This window comes from Paraburkholderia unamae, assembly GCF_003096875.1.
Classification (GTDB): Bacteria; Pseudomonadota; Gammaproteobacteria; order Burkholderiales; family Burkholderiaceae; genus Paraburkholderia; species Paraburkholderia unamae.
This window is the reverse complement of record NZ_QEOB01000002.1, coordinates 441,540-460,223: the sequence shown is the minus strand read 5'-3', so window position 1 is coordinate 460,223 and position 18,684 is coordinate 441,540. Positions and strand designations below refer to the sequence as shown.

Genomic DNA, 18,684 nt, shown 5'->3' with positions numbered 1-18,684 from the left:
GATCAATCCGGGTTCGGCGCGTACACGGGCGCGCGATTCGCGAAGTAGATGCCGTGCGGCGAGCGGCCCACCGCGATGGTGTCGATCAACTGACGCGTGTTCAGGTCGATGATGCCCACGTGCTTCGCGAAGCGGAACGTGACCCACAGGTAGCGCTTGTCGGCGGAAAGCTCCATGTCGTCGGGGCCCGGACGCAGGCCCGTGATGTCGCCGACCTTGGTAAGCGTCGTGTAATCGATGATGCTGATCGTGCTCTCCACGCGGTTCGAGACGACCACATGTTTGCCATCGTCCAGATTGCGGAAGTTATGCGCGCCGCGGCCGGTCTGGATCTTTTTCACGAGCGTGCGGTTGTGCCAGTCCACCACAGCCACATTGTCCTCGCCCGTCATGCCGATCAGCAGGTATTTGTCGCCGGGCGTCATCCACAGGCCCGCGGGCGTGCTGCCCACGTGGAGCTTCCAGAGCACTGTTTGCGTGGGTAGATCGATCGCGGCCACTTCGCCCGTGTCCTGGAGTGTCACGAACGCGGTCTTGTTGTCCGAGGCGAACGTGATGTGGCTCGGCGTTTTTGCCAGCGGAATACGCTTGGCGATCGTGAGGTTCTGGCCGTCGTAGCGATAGATGTCCACGCGGTCGAGCCGCAGGCCCGCCGTCACGAACCATTTATGGTCGGGCGAGAAGCCGAGCTGATACGGGTCTTCGATGCCTTCCAGGCGGCGCTGGATCTGTCCCGTATGCGGATCGAGGAACAGCAGGTCGTTCGACACCGAATCGGCGACGATGAGCGACTTGCCGTCGGGCGTGATCATCAGATGGTGCGGTTCCTTGCCGGTGGGCTCGGTGCCGACCACGGTGCGGCTCGCTTCGTCGATGAGCGAGAGCTTCGCCTCGCCCGAGTCGAGCACGATGACCTTGTCGTCGGCGTGGGCGAGCGCGCCCCATGCGAGGCCGCCCATCAGCAGCGCGGCTGCGAGCGGTTTTTTCATGTGAACCGGTGTAAACGAAAAGATCGGAAATTCAGGCATTTCGTAAGGGAATGAGAGCAGCGAAGGCGCGCCGCGCCGGTTTGTGCTGAGATAGCGCCAAGGCAGGCGCGCGGATTGCCTGCTTAACGCATGAGGGCCCGATTTCGATGACGCCTATCCACCGTATTTGCGAAGGCTCGATGCGCGCATCATCGCTGCGGGCTGCGCGTACAGACCCTGAGTCGCGAGAGAAGTTGCATGGATCGTCGCGCCCGCGATGACCGCGCCGATCGCGCGCACGACGGCCTCACGCGCAGTACGGCCGCCGCAGTGCGCGAAGCGCTCGAAGGACGCCGCCGCGGCATCGCCCTTCTGCTGCCGCTCGCCGGTCCGGCGGTGGTCGTCTCCGTCGCCTATATCGATCCCGGCAACTTCGCGACCAACATTCAGGCCGGCGCGCGTTACGGCTATGCGCTCCTGTGGGTCGTGCTGCTCGCCAACGTGATCGCCATGCTGTTTCAGGGGCTTTCCGCGAAGCTCGGCATCGCCACGGGCCGCAATCTCGCGGAGCTGTGCCGCGACAACCTGCCCGCGCCGCTCGTGTGGCTCATGTGGATCGTAAGCGAGATCGCGGCGATGGCCACCGATCTCGCCGAGTTCCTCGGCGGCGCCATCGGCCTCGCGCTGCTCTTTCATTTGCCGCTGCTCGCGGGCATGGCCGTCACGGCCGTCGTGACGTATGCGCTGCTATTTCTGGAGCGCGCGGGCTTTCGTCCGCTCGAACTCGTGATCGGCGCGCTCGTGGGCGTGATCGGCATCTGCTACGTGCTGGAGCTTTTCATCGCGCCCGTCGAGTGGCCGAACCTCTTGCGCCATCTCGCCACGCCGCGCCTGCCCGATGCGCAGGCCGTGACGATCGCGGTGGGCATCATCGGCGCAACCGTCATGCCGCATGCGCTCTTCCTGCACTCGGGGCTCACCCAGGCGCGCGTGCTCGCGCGCAACGCCACCGAACGCGCGCGTCTCGTCAGGTTTTCAAACATCGAAGTCGTGGTTGCGCTCTCCCTTGCCGGGCTCATCAACATGGCGATGGTGATCACGGCCTCGGGCGCGTTCCACCAGGGCTATGCCGACGTGGCCGAGATCGAGACCGCCTATCGCACGCTCGCGCCGCTGCTGGGCGCGGCGGCGGCCAGCATCTTTCTCGTGTCGCTGATCGCGTCGGGCATTTCGAGCTCGGTGGTCGGCACGCTCGCGGGTCAGATGATCATGCAGGGCTTCGTGAATTTTCGCGTGCCGTTGTGGCTGCGCCGCGCCATCACAATGGTGCCGAGCTTCGTCGTGGTGGCGCTGGGCGTGAACGCCACCGAGGCGCTCGTCATGAGCCAGGTCGTGTTGAGCCTGGCGCTGCCGTTCCCGATGGCGGCGCTCGTCTGGTTCACCTGCCGCGCCGACGTGATGGGGCAACATCGCAACCGCGCGATCACGGCGATCGGCGCCGTGGCGGGCGCGGCCGCGGTGCTCGCGCTCAATGTCGTGCTGCTGCTGGAGACCTTCGGCGTGGCGGTGCCGGGGCTCGCTTGAAGCCGATTAAACGTCAGGCGAATGTGGCAGGCGAATAAAGGACAAAGTCTGCATGAACGGCCGGTCGGTTTATCGCGGCGTGAGTCTCGCGCGACGCCCCCTTCTCGCCACGCGTGCAAACTCGCGCGAAACCATGCACCATTAGCGTTTTCGCCGCGCCCCGTTCAACGCCTGGGGCGCGGGTTTTGCAACCGCGCGCGAGAGCACGCGAGGTCCTGCCCCAAAGCTGACCGAGTGTGACCCGAGCGCGCGCCATCTCCGACCTGCCATGACGAATCAGCCTGCCCAAGCCTTGCCCGAACAGCCCGTCGACATGATCATTTTCGGCGGCGGAGGCGACCTGGCCGCGCGCAAACTGCTGCCCGCGCTCTACATGGCGCACCTGCACGGCAACCTGCCGCCCGAAACGCGCATCATCGCCGTGGGCCGCAAGAACTGGACGATCGACGACTATCGCAAGTTCATGGAGGAGCAGTCGCGTCCGTTCATCGACGCGAAAGCTTTCGACGCGCAAGCCTGGGACCGCTATCTGAACCTGTTCCAGTACGTGATCATCGACGTCAACGATTCCGCCAGTTACGCGAATCTGAAGGCGGCGTCGCGCGAGCATGCGCTGCGCGTGTTCTATCTCTCCACGTCGCCGGAACTGTTCACGACGATTTGCGACAACCTCACGGCAGGCGGCCTGATCGACAGCAGCTCGCGCGTGGTGCTCGAAAAGCCGCTCGGCCACGATCTCGCCTCGGCGCAGGAGATCAACGAGTCGGTGGGCCGCCATTTCGCGGAATCGCAGATCTACCGCATCGACCACTATCTGGGCAAGGAAACGGTGCAGAACCTGATGGTGCTGCGCTTCGGCAACCCGATCTTCGGGCCGCTGTGGCAGGCGCCGTACATCCGCAGCGTGCAGATCACGGTCGCGGAAACGGTGGGCGTGGGCAGCCGCGCGGGCTTCTACGACCACACGGGCGCGCTGCGCGACATGGTGCAGAACCACCTGCTGCAACTGCTGTGCATCGTGGCGATGGAGCCGCCCGTCTCGCTCGACCCCGACGCCGTGCGCGACGAAAAGCTCAAGGTCCTGCGCTCGCTGCGCCCCATGTCGCTCGCCGACATCGCACGCGACACCGTGCGCGGCCAGTATGCGGCGGGCGCGGTGGACGGCCAGCCGGTGAAGGGCTATCTGGAAGAAGACAACGTACCGCCCGACAGCAAGGCGGAAACGTTCGTGGCGCTGCGCGCGCACATCAACAACTGGCGCTGGGCCAATGTGCCGTTCTTCCTGCGCACGGGCAAGCGCCTGCAAAAGCGCCAGTCGGAAATCGTGATCGAATTCGCGGACCTGCCGTTCTCGATCTTCCCGAGCGGGCCGCGCCATTACGGCAACCGTCTCGTGATCCAGCTTCAGCCGGAAGAGTCGATCCAGTTGCAGATGCTCGCGAAGGAACCGGGCAGCGGCATGAACATGCTGCCCGTGAGCCTGAACCTCGACTTGCAGCAGGCCATTCCCGAGCGCCGCGCGGAAGCCTACGAGCGCTTGCTGATCGACGTGATTCGCGGCCGCCTCACGCACTTCATGCGCCGCGACGAACTGGAAGCCGCATGGACGTGGGTCGAACCGATCCTGAACGGCTGGAAGGAGCTGAACGACCGCCCGCGCAATTACACGGCGGGCACGTTCGGGCCGGCGGCGTCTTCGGCGCTGCTCGCGCGCGAAAACATGTCGTGGGCCGAGGAGATGTGACGTGAAAAACCGGTGAGAGCCGGTGAGAACCCGGTGAATGACCGCGAGCGCCGCGCATCGTGCGTGGCGCTCGCAGAACTATGCCAGGCGCAGCGTAGCTAATCGCCCGAACCGGGACGAAAGAGATCGAAACCGGCGAATACGATCACACCGCTTAGCGCCATCAACGGCACCGAATGGCGCCCGAGAACCAGAACAGCGGCCGCAAGCCACGTCGAAATACAAAAAGCGCCGATGCGCCGCATGATGAAACTCCCTACTCTTTAATGCCCTTCTGATGCGTTGCCGCGCATACCGCGTGCCGCACCTTTCAGCCCAACGTCGCGCGCGCGGTGCGCAGCCGCGAGACGGTATCGACGAATGCCTCGCCGCCCAGCGTGCGCTTGATGCGGCTCGTCACGGTCGCACTCGCGGCGTCGAGCGCCATGCGAATGGCAACAGCCCGCGCCGTGGGCACGATCGCCACCTCGCGCCCGTCGTCTTCGGTGCGGCGGCGCTCGACATAGCCGCGCGCCTCCAGACCGTCGAGCACGCGCGTAGCCGTGGGCCGTGCGATGGCGAGCAGCTCCGCCAGCTCGCGTTGCAACGAACCGGGCCGCTCCAGCACGGCGCGCAGCATGAAACCCTGTGGCGGCGTGAGCTCGAAGCCCTCGAACGCTTCGGTCCATTCACGCTCCAGGCGCCGCGCGAGCGCCGTGGTGTTGAAGTAAAGGCAATGGTCGAACATGCCTGAAGCATATACGGATATCGTTAGCTATGCACCGATCTCCACAACCGGCACGCGGGGCAAAAATCGAACGATCGGCCGAATTTAGGTCGCATCCGTTATGATGCGAAAGGATCGTCATCGCCTGGCCGTCGTCCATCACATTCACGGAGACATCGATGCAAATGCGCTGTTACTGCGTTATCCATCACGGCAAACCGCTCGAACTCGTCGAGCGCGACGTGCCCGAGCCCAAGGGAACGGAAGTGCTGCTACGCGTGAAAGCCGCGGGCCTGTGCCACTCCGACCTGCACATCTGGGAGGGCTATTACGATCTGGGCGGCGGCAAGAAGCTCTCGCTCTCCGACCGCGGCATCAAGTTGCCGCTCACGCCGAGCCATGAAATCTGCGGCGAAGTCGTGGCACTGGGGCCCGACGCGCAGACCGCCGCCGAAGCGCTCGCGGCCGGCACGTCAGCGGTCGTGCATCCGTGGATTGGTTGCGGCGAATGCGCGGCCTGCAAGCGCGGCGAGGAAAACATCTGCGCGAAGCCGCAGTCGCTCGGCGTGCTGCGCGACGGCGGCTTCGCCGACTACGTGATCGTGCCGCACCCGCGCTATCTCGTGGATCTCGCGGGCCTCGACCCCGTGAAGGCCGCGCCGCTCGCGTGCGCGGGCGTGACGACGTATTCGGCGGTCAAGAAGTTCGGCGAGCGCATTCACGAAGGTCCGGTGGTCGTGATCGGCGCGGGCGGCCTTGGCATGATGGCGCTCGAAGTGCTCAAGGCGCACGGCGCGCAAGGCGCGATCGTGGTGGACGTGGACCCCGCCAAGCGCGCAGCGGCGCTCGCGGCCGGCGCGCTCGCGGCCATCGACGCGCGCGCGGACGACGCCGTCCAGCAGATCATCGCGGCAACGGGCGGCGGCGCGCGCGCCGTGCTCGACCTCGTGGGCGCGACGCCCACCGTCAAGCTAGCACTCGACTCGTGCGCGCGCGGCGGCCATGTGGTGATCGTCGGCCTGATGGGCGGCGACCTCACGGTCTCGCTGCCGATCATCCCCATGCGTCCCCTCAAGATCGAGGGGAGCTACGTGGGCACGCTGCCCGAGTTGCGCGAGCTCGTGACCTTGATGCGCGAAGGCAGGATGCAGCCCTCGCCCGTCTCGACGCGGCCGCTCACGGAAATCAACGAGGCGTTCGAAGCGCTCGTGCAGGGCAAGGTGGTCGGACGCCAGGTGCTCGTGCCCTGAGAGCGGTCGGGCTACGTTGCGTGCGGTTCGGGCCGCACGCGCGAACTTGATCAGGAACACGAACTGTTTTATTGCCTGAGCTTGCGCACCCTGCTCGGGCCTCACGCCTTATCGCCCTTCCCCGCCACGCACGCCTGCAATGCGCGCGTCACGCGCGCGATCACCTCATTCCAGTCGCCGGGACGGACTTGCCGAAACAGGCGCGCGTCCGGATACCAGGGCGTATCGTCCCGGTCGTCCAGCCAACGCCAGCAACCGTCGAAGCGCGACAGAATCCAGACCGGCTTGCCGAGCGCGCCCGCCAGATGCGCAACCGACGTATCGACCGTAATAACGAGGTCGAGACGATCGACGATAGCGGCCGTATCCGCAAAGTCCTGGACGTCGTCCATCACATCGTGCGGCCGCCACTGCGGCGCGAGCTTCTCGATCTGGCCGCGTGTCGTTTCGCCTTTTTGCAGGCTCACGAACGTGACGCCTTCGGTCTGGAGCAAGGGCAGCAAGGCCGTCGCATCGAGCGAGCGGCGCCGATCCACGGTGGTCGCGCGCGTGCCGGTTTGCCAGAGCCGCGGATCCCCGGCCCACACGAGGCCAACCTTGAACGCGCCCGCGGGCACACGCGCATGCCAGGCATCGGCGCACGGCGCGGGCACCCGCACATACGGCACCGCTGCGGGAATGGTGCGCAATGTCGTGCCGAAGCGCCCAGGCAGGCTCATCATGAAGCACCAGTAATCGTGCTTGCGCATCGCGTGGTCCCCGGCGAGGGGAACGCAGGCGTCCACACCCTCCACCGTTTCCAGCAGCCGCTTCAGCGCGGGCGGGCACGCCACGCTCAGGTGAGCCACGCCGCGCTCCCTGAGCATGGGCAGGTAACGCGCAAACTGGAGGCTGTCGCCGTGCCCTTGCTCATGCAGGACGAGGAGCGACTTGCCGTCGAGCGGCTCGCCCTGCCATTGCGGAAATGGCAGATCCGGCACGACGGTATTGCGGCTTTTGAGGCCCGGGTCATAGCGCGCCTCCCACAGCGGCCAGCCCTCCTCAAAGCGGCCCATGGCCAGCAGGCAGAGCGCGAGATTCATGCTGATCTGCGCCGATCCGGGCGCCCACTCCAGCGCGCGGCGATAGCACGATTGCGCCTCATGCATGCGCCTGAGTTCATAGAGCACGAAGCCAAGATCATTGAGCGTCGCGTGATTCTCGTGAAGCACGACCGCGCGCCGGTAGAACGCCTCGGCCTCTTCATGCCGTCCGGTTTCGACGAGGATAAAACCGAGCGAGGAGCAGAGATCGGCGTCGTCCGGATGGATCGCCAGGGCGCGCCGGTACGCATCCTCGGATTGCGCCAGATCGCCCGATTCGAAGCAGGCCGCGCCAAGACCGCGATGCGCGTTCGCATCGCCGGGGCGCAACACCAGCGTCTGCTGGAAGGCGGCTTGCGCCTCGACCCATCGTCCGAGGCCAAAGAGCGCGCAACCCAGCGTGTGCTGGATGTCGGCGCTCGCGGGATCGATGTGGCTGGCCCGCCGGGCGCACGTTTCGGCCTGCGCGTGCCGATCGAGCTTGTTGAGAAGGCAGGCAAGATCGTTGAGGATCACGGCATCGTCGTCACGCAGGGCCAGCGCGCGGCGATAGCAGGCTTCGGCCTCGTCATATCGCTCGCGCATGTGCAGGAGCCACCCCAGGTTGCGGTGTCCGTCTGCACTTTGCGGATCGATGGCAATCGCCCGGTTGAACGAGGCTTGCGCCTCGCACAAGTCGCCCAGTTCGTACTGCACGTTGCCGAGGTTGTTGTGCGCCTGCGCGTCTTGCGGGTCCGCTTCGACCGCTCGCCGCCAATACGCCGCCGCCTCGGGCTTGCGGTTCAGGGTGACGAGACAAATCGCGGCGAGATTCAACGCCTGCACGTTGGACGGCTGCGCGAGGATCAGGCTATCCAGCTGCGCCAGTGCCTGCGCGCTGCGTCCGCCGGAGAAGAGTGCAAACGCGGCTTCGTAGGGGTCCGCCGCATCCGGCGCGGGGTCGTGTGCGGATCGTGTCGTGTCTTCGGTCGATGCATTCAAGGTGGCGCTCCTCGCGCCGCAGTCGGCAAGATACCTGCCCCTGCGGCCAAACCGGGAGTTTCGGCGCACCGGCCGGATCACGCCGGATTGGCGACACCTTCAATGATTTGCATCAAGCTTCACATCGTGGAGATTCGCATTCGACGTCGCCCCGTGCAACGTCACGCGCCCGACTCGACCGCTTCCTCGCGCACGTGCCGCGACTCCGGCCGCTTCAAGCCGAGATGCTCGCGCAGGGTGCTCCCCTCGTACTCGCTGCGAAAGAGCCCGCGACGCCGCAGCTCGGGCAACACCAGTTCGACGAAGTCGGTCAGCGAATCGGGCAGCAGCGCGGGCATGACGTTGTAGCCGTCCGCGCCGTAATTCACGAAGCGCTCCTCCAGCGCGTCGGCAATCTGCTCCGGAGTCCCAACCAGTTGCCAGTGCCCGCGCGCGCCCGCCACGCGCAGAAACAGCTCGCGGATCGTGAGGTTTTCGCGGCGCGCGAGCGTCAGCGTGAGCGCCTGGCGGCTCTTGCTCGCATTGGTTTCCGGCAGTTCGGGAATCGGCCCGTCGAGCGGGTAGCCGGAAAGATCGAAGCCGCCCGTCAAGCCGGAGACCATCGCGAGCCCCACCGCCGGATCGATCAACGCCTGCAACGCCTCGAACTTCTCGCGCGCTTCGGCCTCGGTGCGCCCAACGATCGGCATCACGCCCGGCATGATCTTCAGGTCGCCCGGATCGCGCCCGTACTGCGCCATGCGGCCTTTCACGTCGGCGTAGAACGCCACGGCGTCCGCCAGCGTCTGCTGCGCCGTGAAGATCACCTCGGCCGTGCGCGCGGCGAGCGCCTTGCCCGCCTCGGACGAGCCCGCCTGCACGACCACGGGCCGCCCCTGCGGCGCGCGCGCCACATTCAGCGGCCCGCGCACCTTGAAGAACTCGCCGCGATGCCCGAGCACGTGACGCTTCGCCGGATCGAAAAAGCGGCCGGCGGCCTTGTCGTGCAGGAAAGCGTCGTCATCCCAGCTATCCCACAGTCCTTCCACGACTTCGGCGAACTCGGCCGCACGCTCGTAGCGCGTCGCATGCGCGAGATGCTCGTCGAAACCGAAATTGCGCGCCTCGTGCTCGTTCGACGACGTGACGAGATTCCAGCCCGCGCGCCCGCCGCTGATGTGATCGAGCGAAGCGAACTTGCGCGCGATGTGATACGGCTCGTTGAAGGTCGTGGACGCCGTGCCAACGAGCCCGATGTGTTGCGTCACGGCCGCGAGCGCCGAGAGCAGCGTGATCGGCTCGAACTGCGCGACATAGCTGTGCGCGGTGCGGCTCAGGAAGTCGGCGTTGTCGCCGCGCGTGCCAGAGCCGTCCGCGAGAAAAACCAGATCGAATTTCGCGGCCTCTGCGGTGCGCGCCAGTTCGGCGTAGTGACGGAAATCGCTGCCCGCGTTGGCGTTCGCATGCGGGTGCCGCCATGCGGCGATATGGTGGCCGGTGGGATAGAGAAAAGCGCCGAGGCGCAGTTGACCGCGCCGTGCTCCAGCAGGTTGGCTCATGGTGAAAAACGCTGCGCGTAAGGGAAAGGATCGCCCCATTCTCGTGCGTGCGCCTGCACCCCGCCACGAAGAAATCGGCACATCGATATGCCCGCGCGCGCAAAACGGCTTGCGGGCTTCGCTGCAAGGCAATCGCAAGCCTCGGCCGGCCGGGCGCTTCAGTGAAGGCGCTTCATCCGTCGAATAAGCGCGACGTATGCGCTCAGTTCCGCCCGCTGCCCGAGCGGGAGCTGTCGTAAGCTCACCGTGCCCCATTGTTCCTGCCTGCGACGCACGCGCGGCGCCCACTACGACTTTGACCGTGACCACTACGACGCCCCTCGCGCCCGCCCTCGACGACCTCCTGCGCGAAGCCAATGCGCTGTGCGACGCACACCGCTTCGCCGACGCGCTCGCGCTGCTCGCCCCTGTGACCGGCGAGCACGCGGGCGACGACGACGCGGCGCTCGCCCCGGCGCTCAGTCTCGCCGCGCTCGGCGCGATGGGCACGGGCGACGCGGCGCGCGCCCAGGCGCTCTGGGAGCGCTGCCTTGCGGCGCAGCCGGACTTCGCGCCGGCGTATAGCGGCTTTGCCGCGCTGCTCGCGACGCTCGGCAGCCTCACGAAAGCCCAGGCGCTCTACGAGCGCCTCCTGAGCCTGACGCCCGACGACATCGACGCACGCAGCAACCTCGGCGTCGTGCTCCAGCGCCAGGGCCAGTACGCGCAGGCGGAAGCCACGTTTCGCGCCGTGCTCGCGCAACGCCCCGATCACGCCGATGCCCACTACAACCTCGGTCTCCTGCTCCAGACGCAAGCCCGCCACGAGGAAGCCGAAAGCGCGTTGCGCGCCGCCATCGCCGCGCACGCGCGCCACGCCCACGCGTACAACGCACTGGGCACGCTGCTGCGCGATCAGGGCCGCGCCGAAGAGGCCGCCGAGGCGTATCGCCAGGCACTCCTGATCCAGCCGCAGTATCCGGAGGCGCTCAACAATCTCGCCATGCTGCTCAAGTCGGCCGGACGGCTGGCCGAAGCGGAACTCGCGGCGCGCCTCGCGCTGGAGATGCGGCCCAATTTCGTCGATGCCCTCAACAACCTCGGTTGCGTGCTCACCGGTCTCAAGCGCCTGCCCGAAGCGGAGGCCGCGTTCCGCCAGACGCTCGCGCTCGCGCCGAACCACACCGAGGCGCTGTACAACCTCGGCGTCGTGCTCCACGCGCTCGAGCGGCTGCCCGAAGCGGAAGCCGCCTACCGCGAGACGCTGCGCCGCTTGCCGGGCCGCACCGAAGCGCACAACAACCTCGCTTGCGTGCTGCTGGCGCTCGGGCGCCGCGGCGAAGCGCTCGACGTGCTTCACGAAGCCGTGGCCGCGCGGCCCGATTTCGCCGAGGCGCACTTCAATATCGCGAGCCTCCACAAGGAATATGGCAGGCTGGACGAAGCGGAAGCCGGCTACCGCCGCGCGCTTGCCGCGAACCCCGAATACGGCGACGCGAAATTCCGCCTCGCCACCCTGCTCATCAGCATGGGGCGTTTCGAGGAAGGCTTTGCGCGCTACGAGTGCCGCTACACGATGCCGGGCTTCGTGCACAACGCTTCACAACGTCTGCTGAAGTGCCCCGCCTGGCAGGGTGAGCCGCTCGCCGGCAAATCGCTGCTGCTGTGGCAGGAAGACGGCCTCGGCGACATGCTCCAGTTCGGCCGCTACGCGCGCGTGCTCAAGGCGCAGGGCGCGGCGCACGTGGCGTTTGCCTGCCAGCCGCCGCTGCATCGGCTCTTTGGCGGCGTCGAAGGCGTCGACGCCGTGCTCGACCACAATGCGGCCGCAGCCGCCTCCGGCGAGTTCGACTGCTGGGTGAGCCCCATCAGCGTGCCGCATCGCCTCGGCACGACGCTCGACACGATCCCCGCGCCGCTCGCCATCGAACCCGAACCCGCGCTCGTCGAGCACTGGGGCGCGCGCCTCGCCACGCTCGCGCCGGGCCCGCGCATCGGGCTCGTCTGGAAGGGCAACCCGAAGCACTCCAACGACGCGCACCGCTCGCTACCTTCGCTCGCCGCGCTCGCCCCGCTCTGGAACGTGCCGGGGCTGCGGTTCGTGAGCCTGCAAAAAGGTCAGGGCGAAGACGAGGCGATCAACGCGCCGGCGTGGCTGCCGATGATGCACCTGGGTTCGGACGTGCGCGATTTCGTCGATACGGCGGCCATCGTCGCGCAGCTCGATCTGGTGATTTGCGTGGACACGTCCACCGCGCATCTGGCGGCCTCGCTCGGCAAGCCGTGCTGGGTGTTGCTGCCGCAGTACGACCCGGACTGGCGCTGGATGCACGAGCGCGAGGATTCGCCGTGGTATCCGGGCACGATGCGCCTGTTCCGCCAGCGCATGGACGAGCCATGGCCGGCGGTCGTGGAACGCGCGCGCGTGGCCTGCCAGGCGTGGTTCGGGATGTGATGGCGGGCGCGTGCCAACGCGCCGCCGCGCCTCAGTCCCACATGTTGCGAAACGCCACGGCGACGATCACCGGCACGCACATTACGAGCGGAATGGCGAAGTACGGCACTTCGAGGTCGACGACCGCTTTGTAGATCACCCAGCCAACGCCAAGCGCGAGCGTGAGCACGCCCACGAGCGCCGTGAGAGTGTTCAGCAGCCATTTGGGCGGCTGTTTGCGCGCGGGTTCCTTCGTGGGCGATGGTTTCATGGTGGTGGCGATAGCAAAAACGTCTCGATGCGGACTTCGGATGTTTCGTATTTTACTCCGCGCCTCGCGCCCGGCGCGGCGGCAACATGACCTCCGAGGTAATCGATTCGCGGCCCGGCACGGCCTACTCTCATGAGCATCAACCACCGCTGCACGCTCACGAGGACTGCCATGACCGCCTATGCCATCGCCCATCTGCGCGACGTCGAACCCTGCCCCGCCATCGTCGAGTATCTGGAGAAGATCGACGGCACGCTCGCCCCTTACGGCGGCCGCTTCATCATTCACGGCGGCCGTGTCGAACGGCTCGAAGGCCGGTTTTCGGGCGACCTCATCATGATCGAATTCGCGAGCCGCGAACGGGCGCGCGAGTGGTATCGATCGAGCGCGTACCAGGCCATCCTGCCGCTGCGCGCGGCGCACTCGCGCGGCGAAGTGTTCCTGATCGATCAGGTCGACATGCCCCACCGCGCCACCGACGTGCTGCGCCGAGCGCACGACAACGACGAGCCCTCCGCCGCCTGAGCGAAAAGTGAAAGCATTTCGTTAGAAAGCAATCGGCAGTGCAAGACTTCCACCAAGCACGTTTGCAAAGCAATTTTCCTCGCTCGCAAACGTTTTCGCGCATTTCACAATTCTTTCTTCATCAACGACGAAACTGTGCGCGACCCATCCCCACAGAACGGATGCGCACATGAGATTACGCCTGCTTGCCCGCGTGTCGACGCCCCTGTCGACCGCGACAGTCGTTGCGCACGCAACAATCATGCTCACAGCATGTGGTCCCGGCGCCGGTGCGCCGGCGGCTTCGGACTCGTCTGCCGCGCCGCAAAGCCAGAGCGCCGCCGCGCCCTCGCCGTTCGCGCGTAGCGCGGCGACGACGCCTTTGCCGGACGCGAGTTCTGCCGCCAGCACCGTGGCAATACCCGCCTGGGGCGCGAATGCGTCGAATGCGGCGAACGCCGCGAGCGACCCCGTGCAAAGCGCGCAAGCGAGCCTCGCCGCCGACAGCGATCAGGTCACGCCGGTCATGAGCTACGCGCCCGGAGACGGCGCGCAGACCGAGGCCAGCAACGGCAACGACTCCAGCCGCCCCGTCACGTCCAGCCATTGAAACACCGCACCTGTGTGCACTTGCGCCGGTACCTCGCCCGGCATGACACTCCAACCTCAAGCAGAAGGGTGAACAACAATGACGTCAACCAGCCGTCGCCGTTTCCTGCAAACCGTTGCGCAGTCGGGCGCCGCAGCCGCCGCGATGACCGTGCTGCCCGAGTCGATCCGCAATGCGCTTGCCATTCCGGCCAACTCGCGCACGGGCACGATCCGCGATGTCGAGCACATCGTCGTGTTCATGCAGGAGAACCGCTCGTTCGACCACTACCTCGGCCATATGCGCGGCGTGCGCGGTTATAACGACCGCGTGCCGGTTCCGCTGCCCGGCGGCCTGCCCGTGTGGTATCAGCCCTCGAAGGAGGACGCCACGAAGCCCGTGCTGCCGTTCCACCTCGACACGTTCAAGACGAGCGCGCAGTGCGTGGGCGACCTCGACCACTCGTGGTACCCCACCCACTACGCAATCAACAACGGTCTTTACAACCAGTGGCCGCAGTACAAGACCGACATGACGATGGGCTATTACCTGCGCGCGGACATTCCGTTCCACTACGCGCTGGCCGACGCCTTCACCGTGTGCGACAACTACTTCTGCTCGCTGCCCGGCCCGACGCATCCGAACCGCGCCTACCTCATGACCGGCATGGTCGACCCGAGCGGGACGATGGGCGGCCCGCTGCTCGACAACAACGACTACGTGGACAACGACGTGCCGCCCACGTACCAGTTGCTCTCGTGGACGACCTACCCCGAGCGCCTGCAAGCCGCCGGCGTTTCCTGGCAGATCTACCAGCAGGGCACGAACGGCAGCGACCCGCTGAACGGCAACTACGGCACCAACATCCTGCAAAACTTCGCGAACTTCATCAACGCGCAGCCGGGCTCCGCGCTTTACCAGCGCGCGCAAACCGTGCGCACGATCGCCGACCTGAAAAACGACGTACTCCAGAATAATCTGCCGCAGGTCTCGTGGCTGCTGCCGCCCGCGGCGTTCTCGGAGCACCCGAAGTACACGCCGGCCTACGGCGCGGAATACACCTCGCAGATTCTCGATGCCCTGACTTCGAACCCCGAGGTCTGGAGCAAGACCGTACTCTTCATCATGTACGACGAGAACGACGGCTTCTTCGACCATATCGTGCCGCCGCAGCCGCCCACGACGTCCACGCAGGGCAAGTCGACGGTAAGCGTGGAAGGCGAGATTCACAACGTGGTCAACCCGCTGCGCGGCGGCAAGTACACCGCCGACGGTCTGCCCTATGGTCTCGGCCCGCGCGTGCCGATGACGGTCGTCTCGCCGTGGACCAAGGGCGGCTTCGTCTGCTCGCAGGTGTTCGACCACACCTCGGTGATCCGCTTCATCGAGGAGCGCTTCGGCGTGCAGGAGCCCAACATCACGGCATGGCGCCGCGCGGTGTGCGGCGACCTCACGACGTGCTTCGACTTCCGCACGCCCGACGCCTCGATGCCCTCGCTGCCCGACACGAGCAGCTACATGACGCTCGCGGACAACCAGTGCTCGGCCAACTCGGCGCCCACGGTGCCGGCCACGCCGCTGCCGGTCGACGCCCAGGAACCCGGCGTGCGTTATGCGCGCGCGCTGCCGTACGAACTGCACGTGAACGCCAGGCCCGATGCGAAGGCCAACACGCTACAGATCACGTTCGCGAACACGGGACGCCAGGGCGCGCACTTTTACGTGTACGGCACGAACCGCACCGACGGCCCGTGGCGCTATACCGTGGAAGCGGGCAAGTCGCTCGACGACACGTGGGACCTGAGCGCGACCAACGGCGTCTACGCATTCGAGATCCACGGCCCGAACGGTTTCGTGCGGCGCTTCGCGGGCACGGCCGCGCAAGCGGGTCCGGGCAACTCCGGCCGCGCACCGGCGCCTGCCGTGACGGCGCACTACGACGTGGCCAATGGCAACCTTTTCCTCAAGTTCTCGAACCCGGGCAGCAGCGTCGCGCACCTCAACGTGAGCGACAACGCCTACGGCGCGCACGAGCGCAACGTGGTCGTGCAGCCCGGCGCGCGCATCGAGCAAGCCTGGATCCTCGCGTCGAGCCATCACTGGTACGACCTCACGGTCACGAGCCGCGACGACGCCGCGTTCGCCTGGCGCTTTGCCGGTCACATCGAGAACGGCAGGCCGAGCATCAGCGACCCGGCGGCGGTCGCGCCCGTCACGCACCTGGGCTGACAGCGCGCGGTCAGACACGTCCTTCAGTTCCTGTTCGCTTTCCCTTCTCGCGGCGCCTTCGGGCGCCGTTTTTTTTGCGCGGCTGAATGCGCAAATGCGGGGCAAATGCGGGGCAAATTCGCATCGGATGCCCGGCCGCCCGGCGGCTGGCCGGCACCGCGGCAGTCAAGACGCATAAAAGTGCCTCTTGCGCAAGCTCCGGCCCACCCCGCTGCGGCGAATTTGCAACCTTACCGGTGGCTTGACGCTTTCGATTGTGGATGCGAATCATTTGCATTAACATTTTCCGCGCTTTCAAGGCACTTTCGATGCGGCTTCGATCCGCTTCGATCCCGTTACGCATCGGAAGCGCCTTTCGCCGGATATCTCGCGCTTAATTCATCACAAGAACATGCACAATCCTGCTGCCGCCCGCCGCTCCCGCCTCGACACCGTTCCTTCCCGCTCACGCTCGGCGCTTGCGCGCCCTCCGGCGCGCCGCGCGCAGCTCAGCGCCGCGCTGCTCGTGAGCGTGGGCGTCACGCTCGCCACGCTTTCCGCATCGGGCTGGGCGCAGGACAATGCGCAACTGGCGCAAGCCGACGCACAGACCAACGCACAAACCGGCACCGCAACCGAAAACACCCAGGCGCTGCCGACCGTCAAGGTCAACGCCGCGCGCGACAGCCAGGCCGCCTCGCCCGATCGCGTGAGCGCGGGCGCGCTCGGCAACCGCAGGCAGGTGGACACGCCGTTCTCGACCAACGTGGTGACGACGGAAGAAGGCAAGGACCGCCTCGCCTCCACCGCCAACGACCTGTTCAAGTACGACCCTGCCGTGACCGATGTCGGCAACAACATGACCGGCGAGAACTCGGCGTTCAGCATTCGCGGCCTGCCGGTCGACATGCTCAACGGCGTGAAGGTGGACGGCCAGAACTTCCCCTCGTGGGACACCGAGCTTTCGCTCGAGCAGTTCGAGCAGGTGGAAATGCTCAAGGGTCTCTCGGGCTTCATGTACGGCTTCAGCAACCCGGGCGGCATCGTCAACTATGTGCTCAAGCGCCCGACCGACGACCCGTACCGCAGCTTCTCGATCGGCTATCAGTCGGCGGGGGTGTTCAGCCAGAAGATCGACCTGGGCGGGCGCTTCGGTCCCGACAAGCAGTTCGGCTATCGCCTCAATCTCGTCAACGAAGACGGCAACACCGCCGAGGCGAATGGCCACGTGCGGCGCCAGGTGGCGTCGATCGCACTCGACTACCGCATCACGCCGGACCTCACGTGGACCGTCGACGCGTTCTACCAGAAGCGCAAGACCAACGGCACGCTGTTCGGCCTCTACTTCGGCTCGGACGAGAACGGCAATCCGCTCGGCATTCCCGATGCGAGCAAGGTCACGCATCAGCTCACGCAGCCGCAGAACTGGTACGAAACCGAGATCGCCTCGTTCGGCACCGGGCTCGACTACCGCATCTCGGAGAACTGGCACGCGAACGTGAAGTATCGTTTCGCCAAGGAAAACCGCTACAACTCCGACAGCCTGCTCTACGTCTTCAACACGCAAGGCGACTACTCCAACACGCTCTATGCGGCGCTCACGCGCTACTTCTATCAGAACGTGGACGCCAACGTGCAGGGCAAATTCAACACGGGCCCGTTCAAGCATGATGTCGTATTCGGCGCGAGCTACCAGTCGCAGCAAAACGAATACGACAACAGTGAAGGCTGGAACGAGGGCTATCCGCTCGGCATCGGCAACATCTACGGCAGCACGCTGCTCACGAACGACGCCGTGCATATCAGCGAGAACCTGTACCGCCACGAGGTCACCACGCAAACCGCGCTCTACGCGAGCGACACCGTGCAGTTCACCTCGCGGCTCTCGGCGCTGCTCGGCCTGCGCTACACGCAGTTCCGCGACACGACCTACAACCCGGATCAGTCGCAGGCATCGAGCTATAGCGCGAACCCAGTCACGCCCACCGCCGCGCTCATGTTCAAGCTCGACCCGGACTCCACGCTCTACGCGAGCTATGTGGAAGGCCTCCAGCAAGGCGGCGCGGCGAGCAACCTGAACGTCAACTATCCGCAGACCTTCGGTCCGCTCAAGAGCAAGCAGTATGAAGTGGGCTTCAAGGCCGACCATCGCGGCTGGGGCGCCAACCTCGCGCTGTTCCGTGTCGACCAGGGCTACGAGTACACCAACTCGGCCAATGTCTTCGTGCAGAGCGGCACGAAGCGCTACGAAGGCGTGGACGCAAGCGGCTGGCTGCAACTCGCCCAGGACTGGCGCGTGATGGGCGGCGTGATGTGGCTGGACGCGAAGGCGGTGGACGTGGACGACCCGAGCGTGGAAGGCAAGCGCGTGTACGCCACGCCGCGCTTCACGCTCACGGGCCGCGTGGAGTACAACCCGTCGTACCTGCGCGCGCTGACCGTGGCCTTCGGCGGCAAATATGTGGGCAATATGGCCGTGGACGCCGCGAACACCCAGTTCGTCTCCGCCTATACGACCTGGGACCTGAGCGCGAAATACGAAACCCAGGTGGCCGGCAAGGACGTCACACTGCGCGCGGGCGTGAACAACCTGTTCAACCGGCGCTACTGGACCGCGGCATGGGGCTATTACGTGATGCCCTCGGCCACGCGCACCTTCGTTGCCAACGCAACGCTCGAATTCTGAGCGCTTTGTAGCCGACCGATGCGCCGGTTCTCATAGTGTGGGTTAAAAAGGGCCAATGTCTGCGGACATCGGCCCTTTTCATTTGCCCCTCCTGCATCATCTGCGATCCGGTGGCACAATGGGCGCTCCGCATTTTCCGGCTCTGGCCTGTGCGCGTTGC

The 18,684-nt window shown here is 66.1% G+C and carries 14 protein-coding genes; 8 read left to right on the top strand and 6 right to left on the bottom strand.

Annotated features, from left to right (window positions below):
- Nucleotides 1-2: 2 nt before the first annotated feature.
- Entirely contained in the window at nucleotides 3-989 is a 987-nt protein-coding gene (locus C7402_RS06035) for a YVTN family beta-propeller repeat protein (RefSeq protein WP_116609965.1), read from the bottom strand.
- Between the two features lie 237 nt (nucleotides 990-1,226).
- On the opposite strand from C7402_RS06035, the gene C7402_RS06030 reads away from it, so the two are divergent.
- Both C7402_RS06030 and zwf read left to right on the top strand, forming a co-directional pair.
- Nucleotides 1,227-2,552 (top strand): Nramp family divalent metal transporter, encoded by a 1,326-nt coding sequence (locus C7402_RS06030; protein ID WP_116609964.1) that lies wholly within the window; start codon nucleotides 1,227-1,229, stop codon nucleotides 2,550-2,552.
- Between the two features lie 268 nt (nucleotides 2,553-2,820).
- Complete coding sequence (zwf, locus tag C7402_RS06025; RefSeq protein WP_112169334.1) at nucleotides 2,821-4,296, top strand: glucose-6-phosphate dehydrogenase; 1,476 nt, start codon at nucleotides 2,821-2,823, stop codon at nucleotides 4,294-4,296.
- A gap of 98 nt (nucleotides 4,297-4,394) precedes the next feature.
- On the opposite strand, the gene C7402_RS46790 is transcribed toward zwf, so the two are convergent.
- Both C7402_RS46790 and C7402_RS06020 read right to left on the bottom strand, forming a co-directional pair.
- Nucleotides 4,395-4,541, bottom strand: a complete 147-nt coding sequence (locus C7402_RS46790; RefSeq protein WP_165841793.1) for a hypothetical protein — start codon at nucleotides 4,539-4,541, stop codon at nucleotides 4,395-4,397.
- Between the two features lie 65 nt (nucleotides 4,542-4,606).
- Nucleotides 4,607-5,023 (bottom strand): MarR family winged helix-turn-helix transcriptional regulator, encoded by a 417-nt coding sequence (locus C7402_RS06020; protein WP_116609963.1) that lies wholly within the window; start codon nucleotides 5,021-5,023, stop codon nucleotides 4,607-4,609.
- A 164-nt stretch (nucleotides 5,024-5,187) separates the two neighbouring features.
- Here C7402_RS06020 and C7402_RS06015 point away from each other — a divergent pair, with 164 nt between their 5' ends.
- Nucleotides 5,188-6,252, top strand: coding sequence for an alcohol dehydrogenase (locus C7402_RS06015; protein ID WP_116610084.1), 1,065 nt, complete (start codon nucleotides 5,188-5,190; stop codon nucleotides 6,250-6,252).
- Between the two features lie 101 nt (nucleotides 6,253-6,353).
- On the opposite strand, the gene C7402_RS06010 is transcribed toward C7402_RS06015, so the two are convergent.
- A complete protein-coding gene (locus C7402_RS06010) occupies nucleotides 6,354-8,315 on the bottom strand; it encodes a tetratricopeptide repeat protein (RefSeq protein WP_165841792.1) in 1,962 nt (653 codons plus the stop codon).
- Nucleotides 8,316-8,476: 161 nt separating this feature from the next.
- Nucleotides 8,477-9,853, bottom strand: coding sequence for an LLM class flavin-dependent oxidoreductase (locus C7402_RS06005; RefSeq protein ID WP_116609961.1), 1,377 nt, complete (start codon nucleotides 9,851-9,853; stop codon nucleotides 8,477-8,479).
- Between the two features lie 301 nt (nucleotides 9,854-10,154).
- Between C7402_RS06005 and C7402_RS06000 the strand changes: the two genes are divergently transcribed.
- Entirely contained in the window at nucleotides 10,155-12,287 is a 2,133-nt protein-coding gene (locus C7402_RS06000) for a tetratricopeptide repeat protein (protein WP_244314751.1), read from the top strand.
- Nucleotides 12,288-12,318: 31 nt separating this feature from the next.
- Here C7402_RS06000 and C7402_RS05995 read toward each other — a convergent pair whose 3' ends face one another.
- Nucleotides 12,319-12,537: a hypothetical protein gene (locus tag C7402_RS05995; RefSeq protein ID WP_112169344.1), complete on the bottom strand. Its 219-nt coding sequence runs from the start codon at nucleotides 12,535-12,537 to the stop codon at nucleotides 12,319-12,321.
- A 171-nt stretch (nucleotides 12,538-12,708) separates the two neighbouring features.
- Here C7402_RS05995 and C7402_RS05990 point away from each other — a divergent pair, with 171 nt between their 5' ends.
- The 4 genes from C7402_RS05990 (at nucleotide 12,709) to C7402_RS05975 (ending at nucleotide 18,524) form a co-directional block, all read left to right on the top strand.
- Nucleotides 12,709-13,062: a DUF1330 domain-containing protein gene (locus tag C7402_RS05990; protein ID WP_116609959.1), complete on the top strand. Its 354-nt coding sequence runs from the start codon at nucleotides 12,709-12,711 to the stop codon at nucleotides 13,060-13,062.
- 241 nt (nucleotides 13,063-13,303) lie between these two features.
- Nucleotides 13,304-13,651, top strand: coding sequence for a hypothetical protein (locus C7402_RS05985; protein WP_116609958.1), 348 nt, complete (start codon nucleotides 13,304-13,306; stop codon nucleotides 13,649-13,651).
- Nucleotides 13,652-13,729: 78 nt separating this feature from the next.
- Entirely contained in the window at nucleotides 13,730-15,859 is a 2,130-nt protein-coding gene (locus tag C7402_RS05980; RefSeq protein ID WP_116609957.1) for a phosphocholine-specific phospholipase C, read from the top strand.
- A 391-nt stretch (nucleotides 15,860-16,250) separates the two neighbouring features.
- Nucleotides 16,251-18,524 (top strand): TonB-dependent siderophore receptor, encoded by a 2,274-nt coding sequence (locus C7402_RS05975; protein WP_116609956.1) that lies wholly within the window; start codon nucleotides 16,251-16,253, stop codon nucleotides 18,522-18,524.
- Nucleotides 18,525-18,684 lie beyond the last annotated feature (160 nt).